The organism is Amycolatopsis kentuckyensis (assembly GCF_041679295.1).
GTDB classification, from domain to species: Bacteria; Actinomycetota; Actinomycetes; order Mycobacteriales; family Pseudonocardiaceae; genus Amycolatopsis; species Amycolatopsis kentuckyensis_A.
Map to the genome: position 1 here is coordinate 522746 of NZ_JBGDMD010000002.1, position 21119 is coordinate 543864.

At 71.7% G+C, this 21119-nt stretch carries 19 protein-coding genes; 7 read left to right on the forward strand and 12 right to left on the reverse strand.

Annotated elements, in window-relative coordinates; all coding sequences use genetic code 11:
- Nucleotides 1–127 precede the first annotated feature (127 nt).
- The 3 genes from ACERZO_RS08575 to ACERZO_RS08585 all read right to left on the reverse strand — a co-directional run bounded on the left by ACERZO_RS08575 (nucleotide 128) and on the right by ACERZO_RS08585 (nucleotide 5881).
- The gene (locus ACERZO_RS08575; RefSeq protein ID WP_372663993.1) at nucleotides 128–3883 is read right to left on the reverse strand and encodes an ABC transporter ATP-binding protein; all 3756 of its coding nucleotides are present in this window, start codon (nucleotides 3881–3883) and stop codon (nucleotides 128–130) included.
- Between the two features lie 97 nt (nucleotides 3884–3980).
- Nucleotides 3981–4865, reverse strand: a complete 885-nt coding sequence (locus ACERZO_RS08580) for an ABC transporter permease (RefSeq protein WP_372663994.1) — start codon at nucleotides 4863–4865, stop codon at nucleotides 3981–3983.
- Nucleotides 4865–5881: an ABC transporter ATP-binding protein gene (locus tag ACERZO_RS08585; protein ID WP_372663995.1), complete on the reverse strand. Its 1017-nt coding sequence runs from the start codon at nucleotides 5879–5881 to the stop codon at nucleotides 4865–4867. The genes ACERZO_RS08580 and ACERZO_RS08585 overlap by 1 nt, the downstream gene beginning before the upstream one ends.
- A gap of 346 nt (nucleotides 5882–6227) precedes the next feature.
- Here ACERZO_RS08585 and ACERZO_RS08590 point away from each other — a divergent pair, with 346 nt between their 5' ends.
- A complete protein-coding gene (locus ACERZO_RS08590; protein ID WP_372663996.1) occupies nucleotides 6228–6899 on the forward strand; it encodes a response regulator transcription factor in 672 nt (223 codons plus the stop codon).
- Between the two features lie 57 nt (nucleotides 6900–6956).
- Here ACERZO_RS08590 and ald read toward each other — a convergent pair whose 3' ends face one another.
- Nucleotides 6957–8072 (reverse strand): alanine dehydrogenase, encoded by a 1116-nt coding sequence (gene ald, locus ACERZO_RS08595; RefSeq protein WP_372663997.1) that lies wholly within the window; start codon nucleotides 8070–8072, stop codon nucleotides 6957–6959.
- 172 nt (nucleotides 8073–8244) lie between these two features.
- Between ald and ACERZO_RS08600 the strand changes: the two genes are divergently transcribed.
- Complete coding sequence (locus ACERZO_RS08600) at nucleotides 8245–9180, forward strand: zinc-binding dehydrogenase (RefSeq protein ID WP_372663998.1); 936 nt, start codon at nucleotides 8245–8247, stop codon at nucleotides 9178–9180.
- A gap of 54 nt (nucleotides 9181–9234) precedes the next feature.
- Here the strand turns inward: ACERZO_RS08600 and ACERZO_RS08605 are convergent, their stop codons facing one another.
- On the reverse strand, nucleotides 9235–10149 hold the full coding sequence (locus tag ACERZO_RS08605; protein ID WP_372663999.1) for a zinc metalloprotease: 915 nt from the start codon (nucleotides 10147–10149) through the stop codon (nucleotides 9235–9237).
- A gap of 158 nt (nucleotides 10150–10307) precedes the next feature.
- Nucleotides 10308–11855 carry a PucR family transcriptional regulator gene (locus tag ACERZO_RS08610; protein ID WP_372664000.1) on the reverse strand — a complete coding sequence of 516 codons (1548 nt, stop codon included), beginning with the start codon at nucleotides 11853–11855 and terminating at the stop codon, nucleotides 10308–10310.
- Nucleotides 11856–11905: 50 nt separating this feature from the next.
- On the opposite strand from ACERZO_RS08610, the gene ACERZO_RS08615 reads away from it, so the two are divergent.
- The gene (locus tag ACERZO_RS08615) at nucleotides 11906–12523 is read left to right on the forward strand and encodes a class I SAM-dependent methyltransferase (protein ID WP_372664001.1); all 618 of its coding nucleotides are present in this window, start codon (nucleotides 11906–11908) and stop codon (nucleotides 12521–12523) included.
- Here the strand turns inward: ACERZO_RS08615 and rdmE are convergent.
- A complete protein-coding gene (gene rdmE / locus ACERZO_RS08620; protein WP_372664002.1) occupies nucleotides 12520–14046 on the reverse strand; it encodes an aklavinone 12-hydroxylase RdmE in 1527 nt (508 codons plus the stop codon). The two genes, ACERZO_RS08615 and rdmE, sit on opposite strands and share 4 nt — an antisense overlap.
- A 162-nt stretch (nucleotides 14047–14208) precedes the next feature.
- Here rdmE and ACERZO_RS08625 point away from each other — a divergent pair, with 162 nt between their 5' ends.
- Both ACERZO_RS08625 and metX read left to right on the forward strand, forming a co-directional pair.
- The gene (locus ACERZO_RS08625; RefSeq protein WP_372664003.1) at nucleotides 14209–15519 is read left to right on the forward strand and encodes a bifunctional o-acetylhomoserine/o-acetylserine sulfhydrylase; all 1311 of its coding nucleotides are present in this window, start codon (nucleotides 14209–14211) and stop codon (nucleotides 15517–15519) included.
- Nucleotides 15516–16622 carry a homoserine O-acetyltransferase MetX gene (gene metX / locus ACERZO_RS08630; RefSeq protein WP_372664004.1) on the forward strand — a complete coding sequence of 369 codons (1107 nt, stop codon included), beginning with the start codon at nucleotides 15516–15518 and terminating at the stop codon, nucleotides 16620–16622. Before ACERZO_RS08625 ends, metX begins: the two co-directional genes overlap by 4 nt.
- Here the strand turns inward: metX and ACERZO_RS08635 are convergent.
- Nucleotides 16612–16830 carry a hypothetical protein gene (locus ACERZO_RS08635; protein WP_372664005.1) on the reverse strand — a complete coding sequence of 73 codons (219 nt, stop codon included), beginning with the start codon at nucleotides 16828–16830 and terminating at the stop codon, nucleotides 16612–16614. The two genes, metX and ACERZO_RS08635, sit on opposite strands and share 11 nt — an antisense overlap.
- A 14-nt stretch (nucleotides 16831–16844) precedes the next feature.
- Nucleotides 16845–17723: an AurF N-oxygenase family protein gene (locus tag ACERZO_RS08640; protein ID WP_372664006.1), complete on the reverse strand. Its 879-nt coding sequence runs from the start codon at nucleotides 17721–17723 to the stop codon at nucleotides 16845–16847.
- A gap of 69 nt (nucleotides 17724–17792) precedes the next feature.
- Between ACERZO_RS08640 and ACERZO_RS08645 the strand changes: the two genes are divergently transcribed.
- Nucleotides 17793–18419: a TetR/AcrR family transcriptional regulator gene (locus ACERZO_RS08645; RefSeq protein WP_372664007.1), complete on the forward strand. Its 627-nt coding sequence runs from the start codon at nucleotides 17793–17795 to the stop codon at nucleotides 18417–18419.
- A 1-nt stretch (nucleotide 18420) separates the two neighbouring features.
- Here ACERZO_RS08645 and ACERZO_RS08650 read toward each other — a convergent pair whose 3' ends face one another.
- On the reverse strand, nucleotides 18421–19161 hold the full coding sequence (locus ACERZO_RS08650; protein ID WP_372664008.1) for an SDR family oxidoreductase: 741 nt from the start codon (nucleotides 19159–19161) through the stop codon (nucleotides 18421–18423).
- Nucleotides 19162–19235: 74 nt separating this feature from the next.
- On the opposite strand from ACERZO_RS08650, the gene ACERZO_RS08655 reads away from it, so the two are divergent.
- Nucleotides 19236–19793 carry a TetR/AcrR family transcriptional regulator gene (locus ACERZO_RS08655; RefSeq protein WP_372664009.1) on the forward strand — a complete coding sequence of 186 codons (558 nt, stop codon included), beginning with the start codon at nucleotides 19236–19238 and terminating at the stop codon, nucleotides 19791–19793.
- Here the strand turns inward: ACERZO_RS08655 and ACERZO_RS08660 are convergent.
- Entirely contained in the window at nucleotides 19790–20290 is a 501-nt protein-coding gene (locus ACERZO_RS08660) for a hypothetical protein (protein WP_086670478.1), read from the reverse strand. The genes ACERZO_RS08655 and ACERZO_RS08660 overlap by 4 nt on opposite strands.
- A gap of 46 nt (nucleotides 20291–20336) precedes the next feature.
- Nucleotides 20337–20927 (reverse strand): SACE_7040 family transcriptional regulator, encoded by a 591-nt coding sequence (locus ACERZO_RS08665; RefSeq protein ID WP_372664010.1) that lies wholly within the window; start codon nucleotides 20925–20927, stop codon nucleotides 20337–20339.
- Nucleotides 20928–21119 lie beyond the last annotated feature (192 nt).

The window sequence follows — 21119 nt, forward strand, 5'->3', positions numbered from 1 at the left end:
GGGTGGCTGCGGTTCTGGCGGGCGCGGTTCGGCTGGGCGGCGAGCGCTGGTGGGGACCTGTCGCCGCGCTGCTAGGTCCAGCGCGCGATGAGGCGGGGCCGCCGCAGTGGTGGCTTCCGGTCCTTCCTCAGCCCAGCGCCCACAGGCGGGCGTACAAACCCTCCGCCGCCAGCAACTCCTCGTGCGTTCCCGTCTCCGCGATGCGGCCGTGGTCGAGGACCACGATGCGGTCCGCCTTCGCCGCCGTTGCCAGGCGGTGGGCCACCACGAACGTCGTGCGGCGGCGGGCGACCGTCTCCGTTGCCCGCAGGACCGCCGCCTCCGTCGAGGGGTCCAACGCCGCCGTGGCCTCGTCCAGCAGCAGCACGTCCGGGTCCACCAGCTCCGCCCGGGCCAGCGCCACCAGCTGGCGCTGGCCCGCCGACAGCGAGCGGCCGCGCTCGCCCACCGGCTGCAGGAAGCCCGCCGGCAGGGCCGCCACCCCGTCGAACGCCCCCACCGCGCGGACCGCCGCCTCGACCTCCGCGTCCGAGGCCGCCGGGCGGCCGTAGCGGACGTTGTCCGCCACCGTGCCCGAGAACAGGTGCGCCTCCTGGGGCACCACGCCCATCCGGCGCCGCAGGCCGGCGAGCTCGTACTCGCGGACGTCCGTGCCGTCGATCCGGACCTCGCCGCCCGTGACGTCGTAGTAGCGCGCCACCAGCTTCACCGCCGTCGACTTCCCGGCTCCTGTCGCGCCGACCAGCGCGATCGTCTCGCCCGCCGCGACGTCCAGCGAGAACTCCGCCAGCGCCGGCGCGTCCGTGCCCGCGTACGCGAACTCGACCTCCTTGAACGACACCTCGCCCCGCAACCGCGGAGGCACCGCGACCGCTTTCTCCGCCGCCGGCACCGACGTCGGCGTCCGCAGCAGGTCGCCGATCCGGTTCAGGCCGACGCGCGCCTGCTGGTACCCGTCGAACACCGACGACAGCTGCTGGATCGGCGAGAAGAACTGCTGCAGGTACAGCAGGAACGCGAGCAGCACGCCGGCCGACAGCGTCCCCGCCGAGACGCGGTTCGCGCCCGCGACCAGCACCGTCGTCATCGCCAGGTCGGACAGCAGCGCCACCAGCGGGAAGTACGTCGCGACGTACCGCTGCGCCCGCAGCCGCGAGCGCCGGTAGTCGTCGCTGCGCGAAGCGAACGCCTCCGCGGAACGGTCTTCGCGCGTGTACGCCTGGGCGACGCGCAGCCCGCTGACGTTCTCCTGCATGTCCGCGTTGACGACGCTGACCCGCTCGCGTGCCTCGTTGTACGCCTTTGACGCCGCGCGCCGGAAGATCACCGTGGCCACCGCCAGCACCGGCACCATGGCCAGCGCGAACAGCGCCAGCCCGGCGTCGGTGACCAGCAGCGCCGCCGTGATGCCGGCCAGGGTCAGCGCGCTGACCACCGCGGTGGCCAGGCCGGTCTGCAGGAACGTCGAGAGCGCGTCGACGTCCGTCGTCATCCGGGTCATGATCTTCCCGGACAGCTCCCGCTCGTAGTAGTCGAGCCCGAGCCGCTGCAGGTGCGCGTAGCTGCGGACGCGCAGCGCGTACAGCACCGTTTCGCCGACCCGCGAGGTCAGCCGCGTCTGCGCGAACACGACCAGCCAGTCGGCCGCGATCACCAGCGCGCCGATCCCGGCGGCGAGCCACACCATCCACTCGACGCCCGGCCGCACGCCGTGGTCGACGCCGAACTGGTACAGCCCCGGCAGCGCGATCGAGGCCAGCGCGTCCGCCGCCACCAGCCCGATGACCAGCGTGAGCGGCCAGCGGACCGGCCGCAGCAGCCGGGCCAGCCGGAAGCCGGGGTCGGGCGCGGTGACGTCCACACCGGACATCCGCGGCTCGTCGACCGCGGCCGGCAGCTTGCGCACGCCTTCGACCAGCTCGGGCGTCGGCGGCACGTCCAGCCCGCCACTGCCGCCGCCCCCGCCGACGAACCCGCTGCTGCTCGGGTCGCCGCTGCGTTGCCGCGCCGCGTCGGCCAGTTCGTCGACCTCGTCGCGGTTCTCGTCCCGCGGCCACAGGGCCGGCGTGACGCCGTCCTGGCCGCAGTCCAGGCCCTCGCAGCGATGCTTCTCCTCGACGTCGTCGCCCGGCCCCGCGACCAGTTCGCGGAACAGCGGGCAACGCGCCATCAGCTCGGCTTCGGTGCCGACGTCGACGACGCGGCCCTCGTCCAGCACCGCGATCCGGTCGGCCAGGGCCAGCGTCGAGCGCCGGTGCGCGATCAGCAGCGTCGTCCGGCTCGCCGTGACCGAGCGCAGGGTGTCGTGGATCGCCGCCTCGGTGACGGTGTCGATGGCCGACGTCGCGTCGTCCAGGATCAGGATCCGCGGGTCGGTGATCAGCGCGCGGGCCAGCCCGAGCCGTTGCCGCTGGCCGCCCGACAGCGTCAGGCCGCGCTCGCCGACCAGTGTGTCGTAGCCGTCCGGCAGGGCGCGGATGAACTCGTCGGCTTCGGCCGCGCGGGCCGCCGCGACGATCTCTTCTTCGCTCGCGTCCGGCCGGCCGTAGGCGATGTTTTCCCGGATCGACGAGGAGAACAGGAACGCCTCCTCGAACACGACGCCGATCGCCTGCCGCAGCTGCCGCAGCGGCACGTCGCGGACGTCGAGGCCGCCGACCCGCACCGAACCGGCGTGCACGTCGTAGAACCGGGGCAGCAGCAGGGAAATCGTCGACTTCCCGGACCCGGCGGTGCCGACCAGCGCGAGGGTCTCGCCCGGGTTCGCGGTGACCGAGAGGCCGGCCAGCACCGGCTCGGTGCGCGTGTAGCCGAAGCGGACGTCGTCGAGTTCGACCCCGAGCGGGCCCGACGGCAGCGGCCGCGCGCCGGGGGAGTCGACGACCTCCGGTTGCGCGTCGATCAGCTCGTAGACGCGCTCGGCGCCCGCGCGGGTCAGCTGGGCCTGCACGACCAGGCCGGACAGCATCCGGGCCGGGCCGATCAGCGTCGCGAGGTAGGTCGCGAAGGCGAGGAACGTGCCGAGCGTGATCGAGCCGTTCAGCGCGAGGACGCCGCCGATGCCGAGCACGGCGACCTGGCCGGCGGCGGGCAGGGCCGCGGTCGTCGCCGTCGGTACCGCCGACAGCTTCGCCGCGCGAAGCCGCTCCGCGAACAGCTTGCGCGCGGTCCCTTCGAGCTTCGAGACCTCCCGCGCCTCCTGGCCGAAGCCCTTGACCACCCGGACGCCGGTGACGGTCTCTTCGACCTGCTGCGCGACGTCCGCCGCGCGCTGCTGCGCCGACCACGTCGCCGGGAACAGGCGCTTGCGGCTGCGGGCGATGATGACGCCGACCGCGGGCGTGACGACCAGCGCGATCAGCGTCAGCACCGGCGACATCCACAGCATCGCCGCGAACGACAGCAGCGCGAAGATCACCGAGCCGAACGAGAGCGGGACCTGCATCAGGATCCCGGTGACCAGCTGCAGGTCCGAGATCGCGCGCGAGACGACCTGGCCGGTGCGCAGCGCGTCCTGCTTGCCGCCGTCCAGCCGCGAGACCGCGTTGAAGACGCGCTGGCGCAGGTCGTGCTGGACGTCGAGGGCGAGCTTCCCGCCGAAGTACCGGCGCAGGAAGGCGGTGGCGAACGCGAGCAGCTGCAGCGCCACCAGGAAGACGGCGATCCCCGGCAGGGCGCCCGTCTGCCCCGCCACGGCGTCGTCGACCGCCGTGCGCACCAGCAGCGGGCTCGCGGCCTGCACGCCGACGCTGAACACGGCGGCGAGCAGCGACAGCACGACGATGGCGCGGTGCTCCCAGGCCGCGGCGGACAGCCGGCGGACCCAGCCGACGGTCTCAGCCGGTGGGAGCTCTTGACGGGAGCGGGGCGGAGCGATGGTCACGTTGCAACACTAAGCGCCGCCACCGACAAAATATTTCCCGGAAAGCCGTGAAGGCCGTCTCGAAGACTTCGAGACGGCCTTCACGAACGGGTGAAACCTAGGTGATGTCGCGCTTCTGGTTGCCCGCCCAGCCCAGGCCGAAGAAGACCATCGTCCAGGCGAAGAAGATCAACGCCGAAGCCCACCACGAGAGCACGCCGGGCGCCGCGGCCGTGTACTGCAGCAGCAGCTGCGCACCCGCGTTGACGTCGTCGGGCAGGTTGAGCGAGTTGAACCCGAACGCGTCCGCCGCGATCCCGCCGACGATCCCGTTGGCGGTGCCGTTCGGCAGGATCCCGCCCAGCAGGGTCGTCTGGCCCCACAGCAGGATCACCAGCACGTTTTCCACGATCAGGAACCACACCAGGAACAGCACCACCGCCAGCGGCACGCTGCGCAGCACCGCACCGAACCCGATGCCGAACAACGTCACCAGCACCGACGCCAGGATCGTCCCGCCGAGCGCGGCCAGCCACTGGCCCGCCGACGGCCACCGGCCCGAATCGACCGACGACATGACGGCGATCGCCGAGACGCCGAAGCTGACCAGCCCGTAGATCGCGCCCCACCCGACGTAGGTGAGCATCTTCGCCGTCAGCGCCGAGATCCGGTTCGGTGCGGTCAGGAACGTCGTCGTGATCGTCTTGCTGCGGTATTCGCCGGCGAGCGCGAAGATCCCGAACAGCCCAGGAACCAGTTGCGCGATGTTGACGCCGTGCGCGAGCGCCAGCAGCCCCACCGGCACCTGGTTCGGGTCCAGGCCGATCAGCCGGGTGACCTGCCGGGCGTCGCTGTCGCTGCTCAGGAAGTCGGCGAAGTCGTTGGTGATCTTGCCCCACGCGAACGTCAGCCAGAAGGCCACGAGCGCCAGCGGGATCAGCAGCACCCACCACGTCTTGAGCGAGAGCGTCTTGCGGAACTCCGCCTTGATCAGGTTGCCCATCACCGCTGCGGTCCTCCCCAGTACTGCTGCTGTTGCGGGCCCGACGGCGGATAACCGGGCGGCGGCGGACCCTGGTACTGGGGCTGCGGCTGGTAACCCGGCCCGCCGGTGTACTGACCCTGCGTCAGCTGGAAGAACATCCGCTCCAGGTCGGCGTGGTCCTCCTGCATGCCGTAGACGGCGATGCCGGCCTTCGCGGCGATGTCCCCGATCTGCTGCACGCTCGACCCGGCGACCGCGACCCGGCCGTCCGGCGTCGGGGAAACGGCGGTGATGCCGTTCTCCTGCAACGCCTTCACGAGCGCCGACGGGTCCGCCGGCTGCACCAGCACGCGCGACTGCTGGCTCTTGCGCAGCTGGTCGAGCGAGCCGTAGTAGCGCGTGACGCCCTGGCTGATGATGACGACCTGGTCGATCAGCTGCTCGACCTCGTTGAGCAGGTGGCTCGAGACCAGGACCGTCCGGCGCTGCTCCCGCGCGTAGGAGCGCAGGAAGGTGCGCAGCCACAGGATGCCTTCGGGGTCGAGGCCGTTCGTCGGCTCGTCCAGCACCAGCACCTGCGGGTCGCCCAGCAGCGCCGTCGCCAGCGCCAGCCGCTGCCGCATGCCGAGCGAGAACCCGCCCGCCTTCCGGTCCGCGGCGCTGCCCAGGCCCACCAGGCCGAGCACCTCGTCCGCGCGCCGGTCCGGCACGCCGATCGCCGCCGCGTACACCCGCAGGTGGTTGCGCGCCGTGCGGCTCGGGTGGAACCCCTCGTTCTCCAGCACCGAGCCCACCACCCGAGCCGGGTTCCCCAGCTGCGAGTGCGGGCGCCCGTTGATGGTCGCCTGCCCCGCCGTCGGTGTGACCAGCCCGAGCAGCATCCGCAACGTCGTCGTCTTGCCGGCGCCGTTCGGGCCGAGGAAGCCCGTCACCGAACCCGGCTCGACCGTGAAACTGAGGTTCTGCACGGCGTTCACCGCGCCGAACTGCTTGCTCAGGTTCTGCACCACAATCCGGCCACTGCCGTCGTGCATACCGTCCCCTAACGTTCCCGCTTGATGCGGCGTCATCCTGCCCTACCGGCGCGGCCCGCGCGCACGGAACGCCGGAACCCGTGCTGAGCGACCTTCGTCACGTTCAGCAACCGGATTCGCTGGCTGCGCGTGCACGGGGAAGGCGCTGACCTGAGGTTTCGCCGCGGGTGCCATCCGCGGGTCAGATCAACTTGGTAAAGAATTCGTGTGACTTGCCGACCCGGTGCAGCGCGCCGCGCAGAACACCTCTAAGCTAGGTATCGGCGGCCCGCTCCCAGTGACCCCCAGGCTGGTTGAGCGGGTCGCCCCTTCATGTCCCGGGTTCTCCGTGTGACATCGTTGCCCCGTGCGGATCTTGCTCGTGGAAGACGAACGGCGGCTCGCCGAGGCGCTGCGGGCCGGGCTCGGTGCCGAGGGCTATGCCGTCGATGTCGCGCACAACGGGCGGGATGCGCTCTGGCTCGCCGGGGAACACCCCTACTCCGCCATCGTTCTCGACATCATGCTGCCCGGCCTGAACGGCTACCGCGTCTGCCGCCGGCTGCGGGAGCAGGGGGACGCCACCCCCATCCTCATGCTCACCGCCAAGGACGGCGAGGACGACGAGATCGAGGCCCTCGACACCGGCGCCGACGACTTCCTGCCCAAGCCCTTTTCCTACGGTGTCCTGCTTTCGCGGCTGCGCGCGCTCATCCGGCGCGGGGGCGCCACCCGGGCGGGGGTCCTCAAACTGGGTGACCTCGAACTCGACCAGGCCGGGCGGACCTGCCGGCGCGGCTCCGCCGAGATCACCCTCACCGGCAAGGAGTTCGCCCTCCTCGCCTACCTCATGCAACGGCCCGGGCAGGTCGTCACCAAGGCCGAACTGCTCGACAACCTCTGGGACTTCGCCGCCTCCGCGACCGCCAACCTGGTCGAGGTCCACGTCAGTGCCTTACGGCGTAAGATCGACGTCCCGTACGGCGCCGAGACCATCCGGACCGTCCGCGGGGCCGGCTACCACGTGACGGGCGCCTGAACGAAGAAGAGTGGGCCCCTGCCGGTGGACGACAGGGACCCGCTCGTGGGAAAAGGGTCAGGCGAGCACCGTCTCCAGCGCCGTGTGGGGCAGGTCGTGGGCGACCGCGACCGGGCCGTTCGTCAGGTCGCCCGCGTGGGTGTTGAGGCCCTTCGCCAGCGCCGCGTCCGCCTGCAACGCGGCCTTCCAGCCGTGCTCGGCCAGCTGCACGGCGTACGGCAGCGTCACGTTCGTCAGGCCGTAGGTCGACGTCCGCGGCACCGCGCCCGGCATGTTCGCGACGCAGTAGAAGACCGACTCGTGCACGGTGTAGGTCGGGTCGTCGTGCGTGGTCGGGCGCGAGTCGGCGAAGCAGCCGCCCTGGTCGATCGCGATGTCGACGAGCACGCTGCCCGGCTTCATGCGCGCGACGAGCTCGTTCGAGACCAGCTTCGGCGCCTTCGCGCCGGGGACCAGCACAGCGCCGATGACCAAGTCGGCCTGCAGCACGGACTCCTCGACCGACAGCCGGTTCGACGTCACCGTGCGGATGCGGCCGCCGAAGTCGTTGTCGATCTGGCGCAGGCGGTCGACGTTGGTGTCCAGGATCTCGACGTCCGAGCCGAGGCCCAGCGCGACGCGGGCGGCGTTCAGGCCGGCGACCCCGCCGCCGATGACGACGACGCGCGCGGGGTGCACGCCGGGGATGCCGCCGGGCAGGACACCGCGGCCGCCGCTCGGCTTCATCAGCGAGAACGCGCCGACCTGCGGGGCCAGCCGGCCCGCGACCTCGGACATCGGGGCGAGCAGCGGCAGCGCGCCGCTCGCGGTCTGCACCGTCTCGTACGCGATCGCGGTGGTGCCGGCGGCCAGCAGCGCGTCGGTCAGCGGGCGGTCGGCGGCGATGTGCAGGTAGGTGAAGAGGACCTGGTCGGCGCGCAGCCGGGGGTACTCCTCGGCGATGGGCTCCTTGACCTTGAGGACGAGCTCGCCCTCGGCCCACGTCTCGTCGGCGGTCGCGAGGATCTTCGCGCCGGCCGCGACGTACTCCTCGTCGGTGATGGACGAACCGACGCCGGCGCCGGTCTCGACGAAGACGTCGTGCCCGCGGCCGACCAGCTCGTGGACCCCGGCCGGGGTCAGCGCGACCCGGTATTCGTGCTTCTTGATTTCACGGGGAACGGCGATACGCACGGTCGGCCTCCTGGGTCGGTCTGCGTCCGGGTGCAAGGCGGTGTCGCCACTCACGGTGAACCACCCGGACGGCGGTGTCATCGTGCTGAGCGGACATTTCTGCGCCGATTTCGTGGTGCTCGGCGGACAAGTGTGTTGACTTCGACCTCACTGGAGGTTGCAGCGTGGCCGCATGAGAGCTGTGTGGTTGCGGGAGTTCGGCGGGCCGGAAGTGCTGGTCCCGGGGGACGCGCCCGACCCGGTCCCCGGGCCCGGTCAGGTGCTGGTCGAAGTGGCGTTCGCGAACACCACGTTCGTCGAGACGCAGTTCCGGGCGGGCGCTCCCGGGCCGTTCCGCGCGGAGCCGCCGCTGATCCCGGGCAACGGCGTCGGCGGCGTGATCAGCGCGGTCGGCGACGGCGTCGATCCGGGCCTGGCCTGGCAGCGGGTGGTGACGTCGACCGGCGGCTCCGGCGGGTACGCCCAGCGCGTGGCAGTCGACGCCTCGGCGGTGTTCCCGGTCCCGGCCGCCCTGGACCTCGACGCGGCGGTGGCGCTGCTCGCGGACGGCCGCACCGCGACCGGCTTGGTGCATGCCACCAGCGTGCGCCCGGGCGATCGAGTCCTGGTCGAGGCGGCGGCGGGCGGCGTCGGCGGCCTGCTGGTGCAGCTGGCGAAGGCGGCGGGCGCGTTCGTGATCGGCGCGGCGGGCGGGCCGGCGAAGGTGGCCCGCATCGAGGGCGCGGACGCCGTCGTCGACTACCTGGCACCGGACTGGGCGGCGCGCGCCGGTGAGCTGGACGTCGTGTTCGACGGCGTGGGCGGCGAGATCGGCACGGCGGCGTTCGGGCAGCTGCGACCGGGCGGCCGGATGGCGGTGTACGGCCTGGCGGGCGGCTCGTGGGCGGCAGTGTCCGAAGAGGACGCTGCCGCGCGCGGGATCACGCTGGTGCGCTCGATCGGAAACCCGGCGGACCTGCGGGCGTTCACGGAGTCGGCGCTGTCCGAGGCGGCGGCCGGACGGCTGGTCCCGGTGATCGGCCAGCGCTTCCCCCTGGAGAAGGCCGCGGACGCCCACGCGGCGATCGAGTCCCGCACGACCATCGGCAAGACCCTGCTGGTCGCCTGAAATGCCGTGAAGGGCACCCCCCCCGACAGGGGAGTGCCCTTCACGGAACGAACGTCAGGCGCGGTAGGCCGACCACGAGCTGTTCATCCGCGTGCCCTGGCCCGCGGTGAACTCGTACATGCAGCCGTCGTAGCTGTAGTCCATGAAGTTGTGCACCGGGTCCTTGCCCGTCGACGTGCAGGTGTCCTTGTTCGCCGGGCAGCCGGACGTCGCCGTCGCTTCGGCCGGGGTGTCCGACACGTAGTCGCCCGAACCGGAGCAGCCGCCCTGGAACGTGTGGTAGAGCCCCATCCAGTGGCCGACCTCGTGGGTGGCCGTGTCGCCCTCGTTGTAGTTCGTCGCCGAGCGGCCCGGGAGGGACTCGTCGAGGATGACGACGCCGTCCAGCTTGGGCTGCGAGTTGTAGTTCCACGGGAACGTCGCCCAGCCGAGCAGGTCGTCGCCGAGGTTGGCGGTGTAGATGTTCAGTGCGTTCTTGCCGCCCTTGCGCAGCGCGTTCTTCATGTTGCGCTCGGCGGACGTGCCGTCGGTGATGCCGTTGTACCAGGTGGAGTTGTTCGTGTAGTCGGTGCTGACCAGCGAGAAGCTGAAGCCGCTGGAGGAGTAGGCGCTGTTGAGCACCGAGATCTGCTTGGTGATCGTCGACGCCGGCAGGTTGCCCGTCGAGCCGCTCGTGATCACGTGGAAGTACACCGGGATCGAGACGGCGGCGGCGGCCTTGAACGCCGTCCGCTTGCCGGCGAGCTTGCTCTGCATGTCCGCCTCGACGCGGGCCGCTTCGGCCGGGGACAGGCTGTCGGCGTGCCCGTCCTTGCTGCGGTCGGCCGACTGGGCCGGGGTGAAGCAGTCGCCCGACGGCGCCGCGACGGCGCTGCCGGTCGTGGTGCCCGGGACGACCAGGGCGACCAGGGAGAGCGCGGACACCGCGCCCAGCTTGACGGCCCGGCGGAACCGCTCCGAACTGCTCATGGAGACTCCTCTGCGACGACCCGGCTACCCCGGGTGCTGCGAAGAAGGTGCGTCAGCCGATCACCGGAATCCACCACCTTTCGGCTGGAAAAGACAATCGGAACGTTCGGCGCGATCCATGCGGAGTAACGCATACGACGCGCGTTGCGCCGAACGGCCTAACTCCAGCGCAGCGCCACCAGCTGGGTGATCAGGGCCAGCCGGACGTCCGGGTCGTCGAGGTCCAGCGGGACCAGTTCGAGGAGCTTGCGCATCCGGTACCGCAGGGTGTTCGGGTGGATCCGCAGCTCCCGCGCCGCCGCGCGCGGGTCGCCGGGGTGACGCAGCCACTCGTAGAGCGTCTCGACGTAGCCGGCTTTGCCCGGCTCGTCGTGCGCGCGCAACGCGCCCAGCGGGCCGAGCTCCGCGACCTTCGCCCCGGCCGCCGCCGTCGCGCCGCGGTGCAGCGTCAACGCCGTCCAGGCCTCGTCGAACGTGATGACGCGCTCGCCGAGCAGCTCCGCGCGTAGCAGGCCCAGTGCTTCGTCGGCCTGGAGCCGCGACGTCGAAAGATCACCGATTTCGCCGGGCGCGCCGGCCGCGGCTCGCGGGGCGCCGCCGCGCCGGGACGACGTCGTCGTCAGCGCCTCGCGCAGCTCCGCCCACCCGCCGGGACCCGGCCGGTCGGGGACCACGGCGTAGAGCAGGCCGCCCAGCTCGGTCGCCACCGGGCGGTGGCCGATGCCCTGGGAGATCCGTTCGAGCAGGGCGAGCCGCAGGCCCTCGGCGTCGCGCCCGTCCCCGCCGGTGACCTCGATGACGACCACGCGGTGCGGCTCGTCGGACAGGTCCAGCTCGGCCATCGCCTTACGCGGGTTCGCCCGGCCTTCGAGCACGCCGCGCAGCAGCTCGGCCGACGCGCGTCGCTGCGCGTCCGTGTGCGCGCGCCGCCGCAGCAGGTGCAGCGCGACGACCGGGGCGGCATCGGCGAAGGCGGCCGCGCGCTCGTCGGACACCGGCCCGGCGACCACCGCCCACATCGATCCGAGCAGCTCGCCGCCCATCCGGATCGGCACGATCAGCCGCGGCAGCGTGCCGTCGCGCTGGGCCGGGACGAAGATCGTCTGCCGGCCGCGGGACAGTTCGCGGAACACGCCACGCGACCGGAACCGCGCGAGCACGTCGTCGGGGATGCGCCGGCCCATGATCGTCGCGACGCGCGCGGGGTCGGTGAGGTCCTGGCGCGCGGAGTAGGCGAGCACGCGGGAGTTGGTGTCCTCGATCGTCACCGGCGCGTCCACAACGGACGCGACGGCGTCGGCCAGCCGGAACAGGTCGCCGGAACCGGGGTCGAGGTCTTCGGACTCGTCGGCGAGCGCGTCGAGGACGGTCCGCAGCAGCCACACCAGCTGCGCCCACGACGTCGCGGCGTGCACCTGGACGAGCGCGATCCCGCTGGCCTTCGCAGCGCGCTTGACGGCCGGCTTCCCGGCGAGCGGCGGCTTCAGCAACACGGCGGCGGCACCCTGCTCGGCACTCTGCTTCACCAGCTGGGCGGCGTCTTCGGGGCCGGTGGTGGCGACGCCGAGCACGAGGTCGCCGGCGGCGACGGCGCCACCGGGCTCGGCGATCACGACGTCGGCGACGGCGGGGGAGCCGTCGGGCACCTGGAGCGCGTGGAGCAGCGTCGGCCCCACCCGGTCGACCACGCTGCGCACCGAGACCACGGGATCATTCTGGCCGAGAAACCCCTGGACGGCTCGGTAGGGTCGAAACGGTGAGCGACGCGCGGAAGATCGTCGAAGCCGGCTACGACAGCTCGGCGGAGCGCTATCTCGAGTGGAGCGCGCGGATCGCCGACGACCCCCGCTTGCGCTTCCTGGCCGAGCTGACCGACCGGCTCGACGACGGCTCCGACGTGCTCGACCTCGGCTGCGGTGCGGGCGTCCCGTGCACGAAGCTGCTCGCCGAACGCCACGACGTCCTCGGCGTCGACGTGTCCGCGGCGCAGCTCGACCTCGCGCGGCGCAACGTCCCGGCCGCGCGGTTCGAGAAGGCGGACATGGCCGCGGTGTCCTTTCCGGATGGCAGCTTCGACGCCGTCACGGCCTTCTACTCGGTGCTGCACGTCCCGCGCGAGGAGCAGGGCGCGCTCTTCACGCGGATCGCGCGCTGGCTGCGGCCCGGTGGCTGGTTCCTCGCCGCGCTCGGGTGCAGCGAGGCGAACGGCGTCGAGGAGAACTGGCTGGGCACGCCGATGTTCTTCAGCAGCCATTCCACGGCGGTGAACCGGCGCCTGCTCGAGGCGGCCGGGTTCAGCCTGGTGGTGGACGAGCCCGTGACGATGCACGAGCCCGACCCGGCCACCTTCCACTGGGTGCTGGGCCGTCGCTAACGCGACAGGACCGCGTCCAGGACCCGCCGCAGCTCGCCCGCCGGGTCGGCGACCGGCTCCTTCGCGCGCCACGCGACGATGCCGTCCGGGCGCACCAGTGACGCGCCACCCGCCGAAAGGCCGTAGCGCGAGGCGAACTGGTCGTCGTCGACGACATGGCAGTCGACGCCCGCCTCGGCCGCGGCCGAGGCCCAGCCGTCGTCCGCGCAGAGCAGCACCCACGACCGGCCCAGCAGGTCCACAGTGGACGCGAGCCCGGGCGCCCGGAAGCCGGGCCGCCCGGTCGGCGCGTGGACGTCCTCGACGCGCGACCCGTCGTCCGGCTCCTCGGGCAGCACCGCCGTCGAGCGGTAGCGGAACCCGAGGACGGCGTTCAGCATGTCCTCCGGCTCGCCGATCCCGGAGACGTCGAGGTCCGGGTGCATGCGCTGCTTCATGTTGTGCAGCGAGGTGTCGATGATCATCCGCGCGATCGGCTTCCGCTCGGCTTCGTAGGTGTCGAGCAGCGCCGGACCCGCTTCGCCGCGCAGCACCGCGGCGAGCTTCCACGCGATGTCCGCGCCGTCGCCGACCGCCGTGTTGCCGCCCTGGCCGCCGGTCGGCGGCGTCACCTTCGCCGCGTCGCCGACCAGGAACACCCGGCCGGCGCGGAACCGGTCGGCCAGCCGTGCGGCGACCTCCCACGAGCCCGTCCAGACGATCTCCGGCTCCAGGTCCGGCAGGTCGGTGGCCGCGCGGATCATCGAGACCAGCCGGTCGTGGCTGAAGTCCGCCGGGCTCTCGCCCTTCTCGGGGAAGTAGTCCGGCGCGAAGACGTACCGGTTGGGCACGTCGGTGTTGACCAGCCCGGCGGTGAAGTCGCCGTGCTGCAGGTAGAACAGGTCCGTCACGCCGGCCTGGACGCGGTCGCCGAGGTCGGCGTCGAACACGACGCCGAGGCAGTGGCTCAGCGCGTCGAGGCCGGTGGTCCCGATGCCGAGGCGGGCCCGGACGCCGCTGCGGCCGCCGTCGGCGGCGACGACGTAGTCCGCGCGCACCACCGTCTCCTCGCCCGAGTCACGGTGCCGCAGGGTCGCGGTGACGCCGTCGTCGTCCTGGACCAGGTCGACGAGCTCGGTGCGGAACCGCACCCGCGCGCCCGCCTTCTCCGCGTGCGCCAGCAGGATCGGCTCGACGACGTCCTGCCCGGCCATGCCGGCCGGCATCGTCGTCGACGCCGAGACGTCGAACTCGCTGCCGTCCTCCATCAGCCGGTGCAGGACGCGGCCCGCGAGGCTGGTCGCGACGGTGATCCGCAGCCCCTGCGACGCCCGCGGGCTCACTTCCAGGACTTCGCGGTCGATTCCTGCCCAGTGGAACAGCTCCATCGTGCGCCAGTTCTGCCCGGCGGCCCGCGAGTGGACCGACGTTCCGGCGTACCGTTCGACCGTCAGCACGTCCACTCCCTCCCGCGCCAGGAACAGCGACGCCGACAACCCGCCCAGCCCGGCCCCCACGACCAGCACCTGCACCCGCTCCGCCATGACTTCCTCCCAGTCCGTGAATCTCCCTGCGTGAATATCTTAGACACAAAGAGATTCGATTGACAAGAAGACTTGGCTCCCAGGACGTGGGAACGGTTGGGTACTCCGTTCGGCCGAAGTAGCTTCGAACCACCAGACCCCTTGAGCCGCAAGGAGAAACCGATGAGCGCGGACGACACCTCGGCGTGGTCCTTCGAGACCAGGCAGATCCACGCGGGAGCCGCGCCGGATCCGGCCACGGGCGCGCGGGCGACGCCGATCTACCAGACGACGTCGTACGTCTTCCGCGACAGCCAGCACGGCGCCGACCTGTTCAGCCTCGCCGAGCCCGGCAACATCTACACGCGGATCATGAACCCGACGCAGGACGTGCTGGAGCAGCGCGTCGCCTCGCTCGAAGGCGGGGTCGCGGCGCTGGCGTTCGCGTCCGGCTCGGCGGCGACCACCGCGGCGATCCTCAACCTCGCGGGCGCGGGCGACCACTTCGTCTCGAGCCAGTCGCTCTACGGCGGCACCTACAACCTCTTCCACTACACGCTGCCGAAGCTCGGCATCGAGGTCACGTTCATCGACGACCAGGACGACCTCGAGCAGTGGCGCGCCGCCGTCCGGCCGAACACGAAGTTCTTCTTCGCCGAGACGCTGGCCAACCCGGGCAGCAACGTCCTCGACATCCGCGGTGTCGCCGACACCGCGCACGAGGCCGGCGTCCCGCTGCTGGTCGACAACACCATCCCGACGCCTTACCTCGTGAGGCCGATCGAGCACGGCGCCGACGTCGTCATCCACTCGGCCACCAAGTACCTCGGTGGCCACGGCACGACGATCGCCGGCGTCCTGGTCGACGGCGGGAAGTTCGACTTCGGCAAGGACCCGGCGAAGTTCCCGGGCTTCAACGAGGCGGACCCGAGCTACCACGGCCTCAAGTACTGGGAGGCGCTCGGCCCGGGCGCGTTCGCGGCGAAGGCGCGCGTGCAGCTCCTGCGCGACACCGGCGCGGCGATCGCCCCGCTGAACAGCTTCCTGATCCTGCAGGGCATCGAGACGTTGTCGCTGCGCATCGAGCGGCACGTGCAGAACGCGCAAGCGCTCGCGGAGTGGCTCGAGCAGCGCGACGAGGTCGAGAAGGTGTACTACGCGGGCCTGCCGTCCAGCCCGTACTACGAGGCGGGGCAGAAGTATCTGCCGCGCGGCGCGGGTGCGGTCCTGTCGTTCGACCTGCGCGGCGGCGTCGAAGCGGGACGCAAGTTCGTCGACGGCACCGAGCTGCACAGCCAGCTGGTGAACCTCGGCGACGTCCGCAGCCTGATCGTGCACCCGGCGTCGACCACGCACAGCCAGCTCGCGCCGCAGGAACAGCTCGCCAGCGGCGTCACGCCGGGCCTGGTCCGGATCGCCGTGGGGCTGGAAGGCATCGAGGACCTCAAGGCCGACCTGGAGGCCGGATTCCGGGCGGCCAAGGCGGAACTGTGACCGTTACCGGTGCCTGGCGGGTCGGGGACCCGCCGGGCCGCCGGCGGTTCGTCACCGGCCCCGGCGCGCTCGCGCTGGAGGCCGGTGGCGTGCTGCCGTCCTTCACCATCGCGTACGAGACGTGGGGGACGCTGAACTCCGACGCGTCCAACGCGGTCCTCGTCGAACACGCGCTGACCGGCGACAGCCACGCGGCCGGGCCGCGGGTGCCGGGTCATCCCAGCGCGGGCTGGTGGGACGGGCTGATCGGGCCCGGGAAGGCGTTGGACACCGGCGAGTTCTTCGTCGTGGTCCCGAACGTGCTCGGCGGCTGCCAGGGCTCGACCGGGCCCTCGTCGGAGTTCGACGGCCGGCCGTGGGGCAGCCGGTTCCCGGTCGTGACGGTCCGGGACCAGGTGGCCGCGGAGGCCGTTCTGGCGGACGCGCTGGGCATCGACCGCTGGGCGGCCGTCGTCGGCGGGTCGATGGGCGGGATGCGCGCGCTCGAGTGGGCGGTTTCGCTGCCTTCTCGAGTCGCGTCGGTGCTGGTGCTGGCCTCGACGGCGCGGGCGTCGGCCGAGCAGATCGCGTGGGCGGCACCGCAGCTGCACGCGATCCGGTCGGACCCGCACTTCCACGGCGGTGACTACTACTCGGCGTCCGAGGGACCTTTTCGGGGTCTCGGCATCGCGCGCCGGATCGCGCACGTCACCTACCGGAGCGAGTCCGAGCTGGCCCAGCGGTTCGGCCGGACGTACCAAGGTGACGAGGACCCGTTGCGGGGCGGGCGGTTCGCCGTCGAGTCCTATTTGGACCACCACGCCGACAAGCTGGTGGGGCGGTTCGACGCGAACAGCTACCTGGTGCTGACGGAGTCGATGAACACCCACGACGTCGGCCGCGACCGCGGCGGCGTGGCGGCGGCGCTGGGCCGGGTGACGGCTCGATCGGTGATCGGCGGCGTCGACAGCGACCGGCTCTACCCGCTGTACCAGTCGGCGGAGATCGCCGCGGGCATCCCGGACGCCCCGGAGCCGGCGGTGGTGACGTCGCCGTACGGCCACGACTCGTTCCTGATCGAGACGGATCAGATCGCGGCTTTGGTGAAGCAGCTCATCGGCTAGAAACGCGCTCCGCCAAGCGAACCAGGGTGGTCGCGACCCGCCGGGACGCGCCCGCCGCGTAGTCGCCGACGCGTTCGGCCGCGCGGTCGGACAGCTTCGCGACCCGCCACGCGACGTCGTCCGCGCGGTCGCCCGCTTCGTCGCCGGCCGTGGTGATCCGGTCGGCGAGCCGTCCCGTGCTCGCGGCGAGCAGGTCCTTGAGTGCCATGGCTTTCCCCTCCGCTAGAGCATTCCGGCGCGGCGCCACAGCACCGCGCTCGGGCCGCCGATCAGGTCGTTCTCCCGCAGGAACCGGACGAGCTTCCGGGCCCCGAAAGCGAGGGTCTCGCGCCGGTGCGGGCTGGTCCGCGCGGCGGTCACCGCGACGTCCGGGTCGATCCCCGCGCGCAGGTACTGCCGCGGCCGCGAAAGCAGGCGGGACATCAGCAACGCGCCGACGGCGACGACCACCCGCGCGAACTCCTTGCGCCACCAGGGCGCGTCTGCCAGTTCGCGGACGAGGTCGTCGCGCGCGTACCGGACGTGCCGCGCCTCTTCGGTGGCGTGGATGCGCATCACCGCGCGGACCACCGGCTGCACGGACTCGTCGTCGAGGTGTTCGCGTTGCAGCGCGTCGAAAATCTCTTCGCCGATCAGCGTCGCCACCCACATCGCCGGACCGTGCAGGATCGCCGGGAGTGCCTGCGCGGTCAGCTGCAGCCAGCGGTTGTTGCGGTACGGCCGGCCGCCGACGCGCTCGATCAGCGTCGCGAACATCGTGGAGTGCCGGCACTCGTCGGCGACCTCGGTCAGCGCGTAGTGCACGTGCCGGGTCGTCGGGTCCTGGCGGTAGGACGCGCGCAGCAGCATCTGCATGAGGATCAGCTCGAACCAGATCCCGACGCTGACGGTGTTCACCAGCTCCTGGCGCGACAGCTCGATCCGCTGCGCCCGGCTCAGCGTGTCCCACACCGGCGTGCCGTACAGGGAGACGAGCTTTTCGGGGATGAAGAACTGGTCGTCGTTCAGCGGCGCGGCCCAGTGGACGTCGACGTCCGGGTCGTAGGAGAGCCGGGCGCTCGAGCGGAGCAGCCGTTCGGCGGTGGCTTCGCGATCACCCATCCGTGCCTCCCTGTGTCGTTTAACACTAGAACGCATGAAACAATCTCCGTCAAGATGTAAAGTCAGTCCATGCGCGATCTCCTGAAACACGCACTCGAAGCCGAACTGCCCGGCGACGAGACCGCGGAACGGATCATGGGCGCGGCGCTCACCCAGGCCGAGGACTTCGGGCTGCGCCGGTTCACCGTGGACGACGTCGCGCGCCGCGTCGGCCTCTCGCGGGTGACGATCTACCGCTACTTCCCGAAGAAGGACCAGCTGCTGGGCGCGCTGATCCAGCGGGAGATGAAGCGGTTCCTGACGAAGGTCGACGCCGTCGTCGAGGCGCAGGCGACCCCTGAGGAGAAGCTCATCGAGGGGTTGAGCTTCTCCCTCGGGTACCTGCGGGGGCACCGGCTGCTCAACCGGCTGCTGCGCACCGAACCCGAGCTGATCCTCCCGCACCTGACGGTCCAGGCGGGCGGCCTCTTCGCGGCGGCCCGCGCGCGGATCGCGGCGCACTTCCACGCCGAGATCGCGGCGGGCCGGCTCAGCCTGCCCGCCGGGGACGTCGACGGCATGGCCGAGCTGCTGATCCGGATCGTCGTTTCCTTGGTGCTGACCCAGGAGACGGTCCTGCCGGTGGACGACGACGCCCAGCGCCGCCGGCTGGCGGAGCTGTACCTGGCGCCGATCGTCCGTTCGCTGCGTCCCTGACTCAGCCTTGGCGGGTGGGCCGGATGGTGAGGTCGCCGATCTCGACGTCGTCCGGCTGCTCGATGGCGAAGGCGATGGCCCGCGCGACGGCGTCGGGGCTGATGCCGAGCGTCGCCATCGCCTGCTGGGCCTGCTCGCGCTGCGCGGGGTCCTCGACGTGGTCGACGAGTTCGGTGCGCACGTACCCCGGTGAGATGGACGTCGTGCGCAGGACACCGTCGGTGGACTCCTGGCGCAGCGCTTCCATCAGCGTCCGCACGGCGTTCTTGGTCCCCGCGTAGACGGCTTGGGTCGGGACGATCTTCAGCCCCGACGTCGAGACGGTCGTGACGAAGTGGCCGCGGCCCTGCGCGCGGAACACCGGGAGCGCGGCGGCGATGCCGTGCAGGACACCGCGGAGGTTGACGTCGATCATCGCGTCCCAGTCGTCGACGTCGAGGTCCGAGATCGGCGCGATCCGGGCGACGCCGGCGTTGCCGACCAGGACGTCGAGGCGGCCGAAGCGGTCGACGGCTCGCGTGACGAGCCGCTCGAGGTCGGCGCGCCGGGTGACGTCGACGTCCAGCACTTCCGCCCGGCCGCCGTCGTCGCGGATCTTCCGCGCGAGCGTTTCCAGCCGGTCGGTGCGCCGGGCGCCGAGCACCACCGCCGCGCCGCGGCCGGCGAGTTCCCGCGCGGTCGCTTCGCCGATCCCGCTGCTCGCGCCGGTGATCGCGACGACCTTGTCCAGTCCGTTCGTCATGGGGTCCTCCGTTAAACTGACAACTGTCCGGTTAACTGTACCGGACACTTGTCCACTTATGCGAGGAGAGTGCCGTGGCCGGTCGCGAGCGCCGTTCGGACGCCGTCGCCAACCGCGACCGGATCGTCGAGGCCGCGCGGGCGGAACTCAGCGAGTCCAACGGCGCGGCCGACGACCTGAAGCTGCACCGGGTCGCCAAGGCCGCGGGCGTCGGGCAGGGCACGCTCTACCGGCACTTCCCGACGCGTGAGCACCTGCTGGCGGAGGTCTACCGGGCCGAGCTGACCCAGCTCGTCGACACGGTGGCACCCCTGTTGGCGGAGCATTCCCCGCTCGACGCGCTGGCCCGCTGGCTGGAGCGGCTGGTCGAGTACGCGCGCGTCAAACGCGGCGTGATGGCGGCGATCGAAGTGCCGGCGTGGCAGGACCTCTACTCCGGCCAGCACCACCGGCTCGACGAAGCGCTCGAAACACTGCTGGACCGGGGAAAAGCCGCGGGGGAGATCCGCGCCGGGGTCGACGCGGCCGACGTCATCCTGCTCCTCGGCGCGCTGTCCCGAATCCCGGAAGCCGAGTGGGACGAGCGGGCGCCGCGGATCGTGGCGGTGATCGTCGACGGCCTCCGGGCCTAGTCGGAGACCGCTTCCGAGATCCAGGGGGCCACCGGCAGGTCGCGGTCGAGGCATTCGACCGACAGCCGGATCGTCCAGCGCAGGGCCTGCAGCACCAGGCTGTCCACCTCGTCGGGCGCCGCGTTGGCGAGGGCGATTTCGACCTGTTCCTGCGCGGCCTCGGTGTTGCCGTGGACCTCCGCCAGCAGCGTCCGGACCGCCGTGCGCACCGGTGGGTCGGCCTGGTCGATCGAGACCTCTTCGCCGTCCTCGTCGAAGACCTGGACCTTCACCGGGGCGCTGCCGCCGTCGCCGAGGGTGGAGACCATCGCGCTGCACTCGCCGAACAGCAGCAGCATCAACGCCTTCGTCTCGTCGGCGCGGGCCTGCGGTTCGACGGCCGTCGGCGCGACCTCGACGAGGGCTTCGGCGTCGTCTCCGAGGCTCAACGCCGTCAGCGCGCGCTGAGCCTTCTCGACGAGCTCCTGCTCGTTCCAGTCCGCATCCACGTGCCCCATCAAACACCAGCGACGGCGGTCGTGGGGATACCTTGATCCGGGTCGGTCATCCGACCGCGCGGAGCGCACCCAGCGCGAGCCGGGCGAGCAGTTCGGCGAGTTCCGAGTCACCGAGATGGCGGTTGTACGGCGTCGAGTTGATCAGTCCGAACACGGCGTGTGCCGCCGATCGCGCCTGCCGTTCTCCCAGCCCCGGCATGGCTTCCCGGATCGCGCTGACCCACACCTCGACGTACTGGCGCTGCAGCGCGCGGACCTGCTTGCGGTCGGCGTCGGTGAGGTTCGCGAGGTTGCGCTCCTGAACGGTGATCAAGGCCGGGTGGTTGAGCGCGAAGCCGACGTGGAACGCCACGAGCCCGGTCAGCGCGTCGTCCGCCGAGCCGGGCCGGTTCGCCCACGTGGTGCCGCCGTCGAGCAGGTAGCGGCTGATCGAGTTCAGCATCTCGCCGAGGATCGCGTCCTTGCTGCGGAAGTGCCGGTAGAGCGCGGGCCCGGAGATCCCGACGGCGGCACCGATGTCGTCGATGCCCACGCCGTGGAACCCGTGGTGGGCGAACAGCTCGGCGGCCGCGGCCAGGATCTGCTCGCGCCTGCTCGCCTTCTCGCCGTTCACGAGCGGAGTGGAGTTGGCCGCCATCCGGTCATAGTAGAGCGGCAGGTTAGCGAGCGCTAACACCCAGTGGCGCTCGCCTCGCTTCGGGACGTCCGGGAGGTGCGGGTCACCGTCCCGGGTGAACCTCTTCGCGTGTCGCCGATGTCCGGCCTGTCCGTCCCACCGCCGCGGTGAAACTTCCCGTTAGCGAGCGCTAACCGTGTTCCCGTCTTCCGG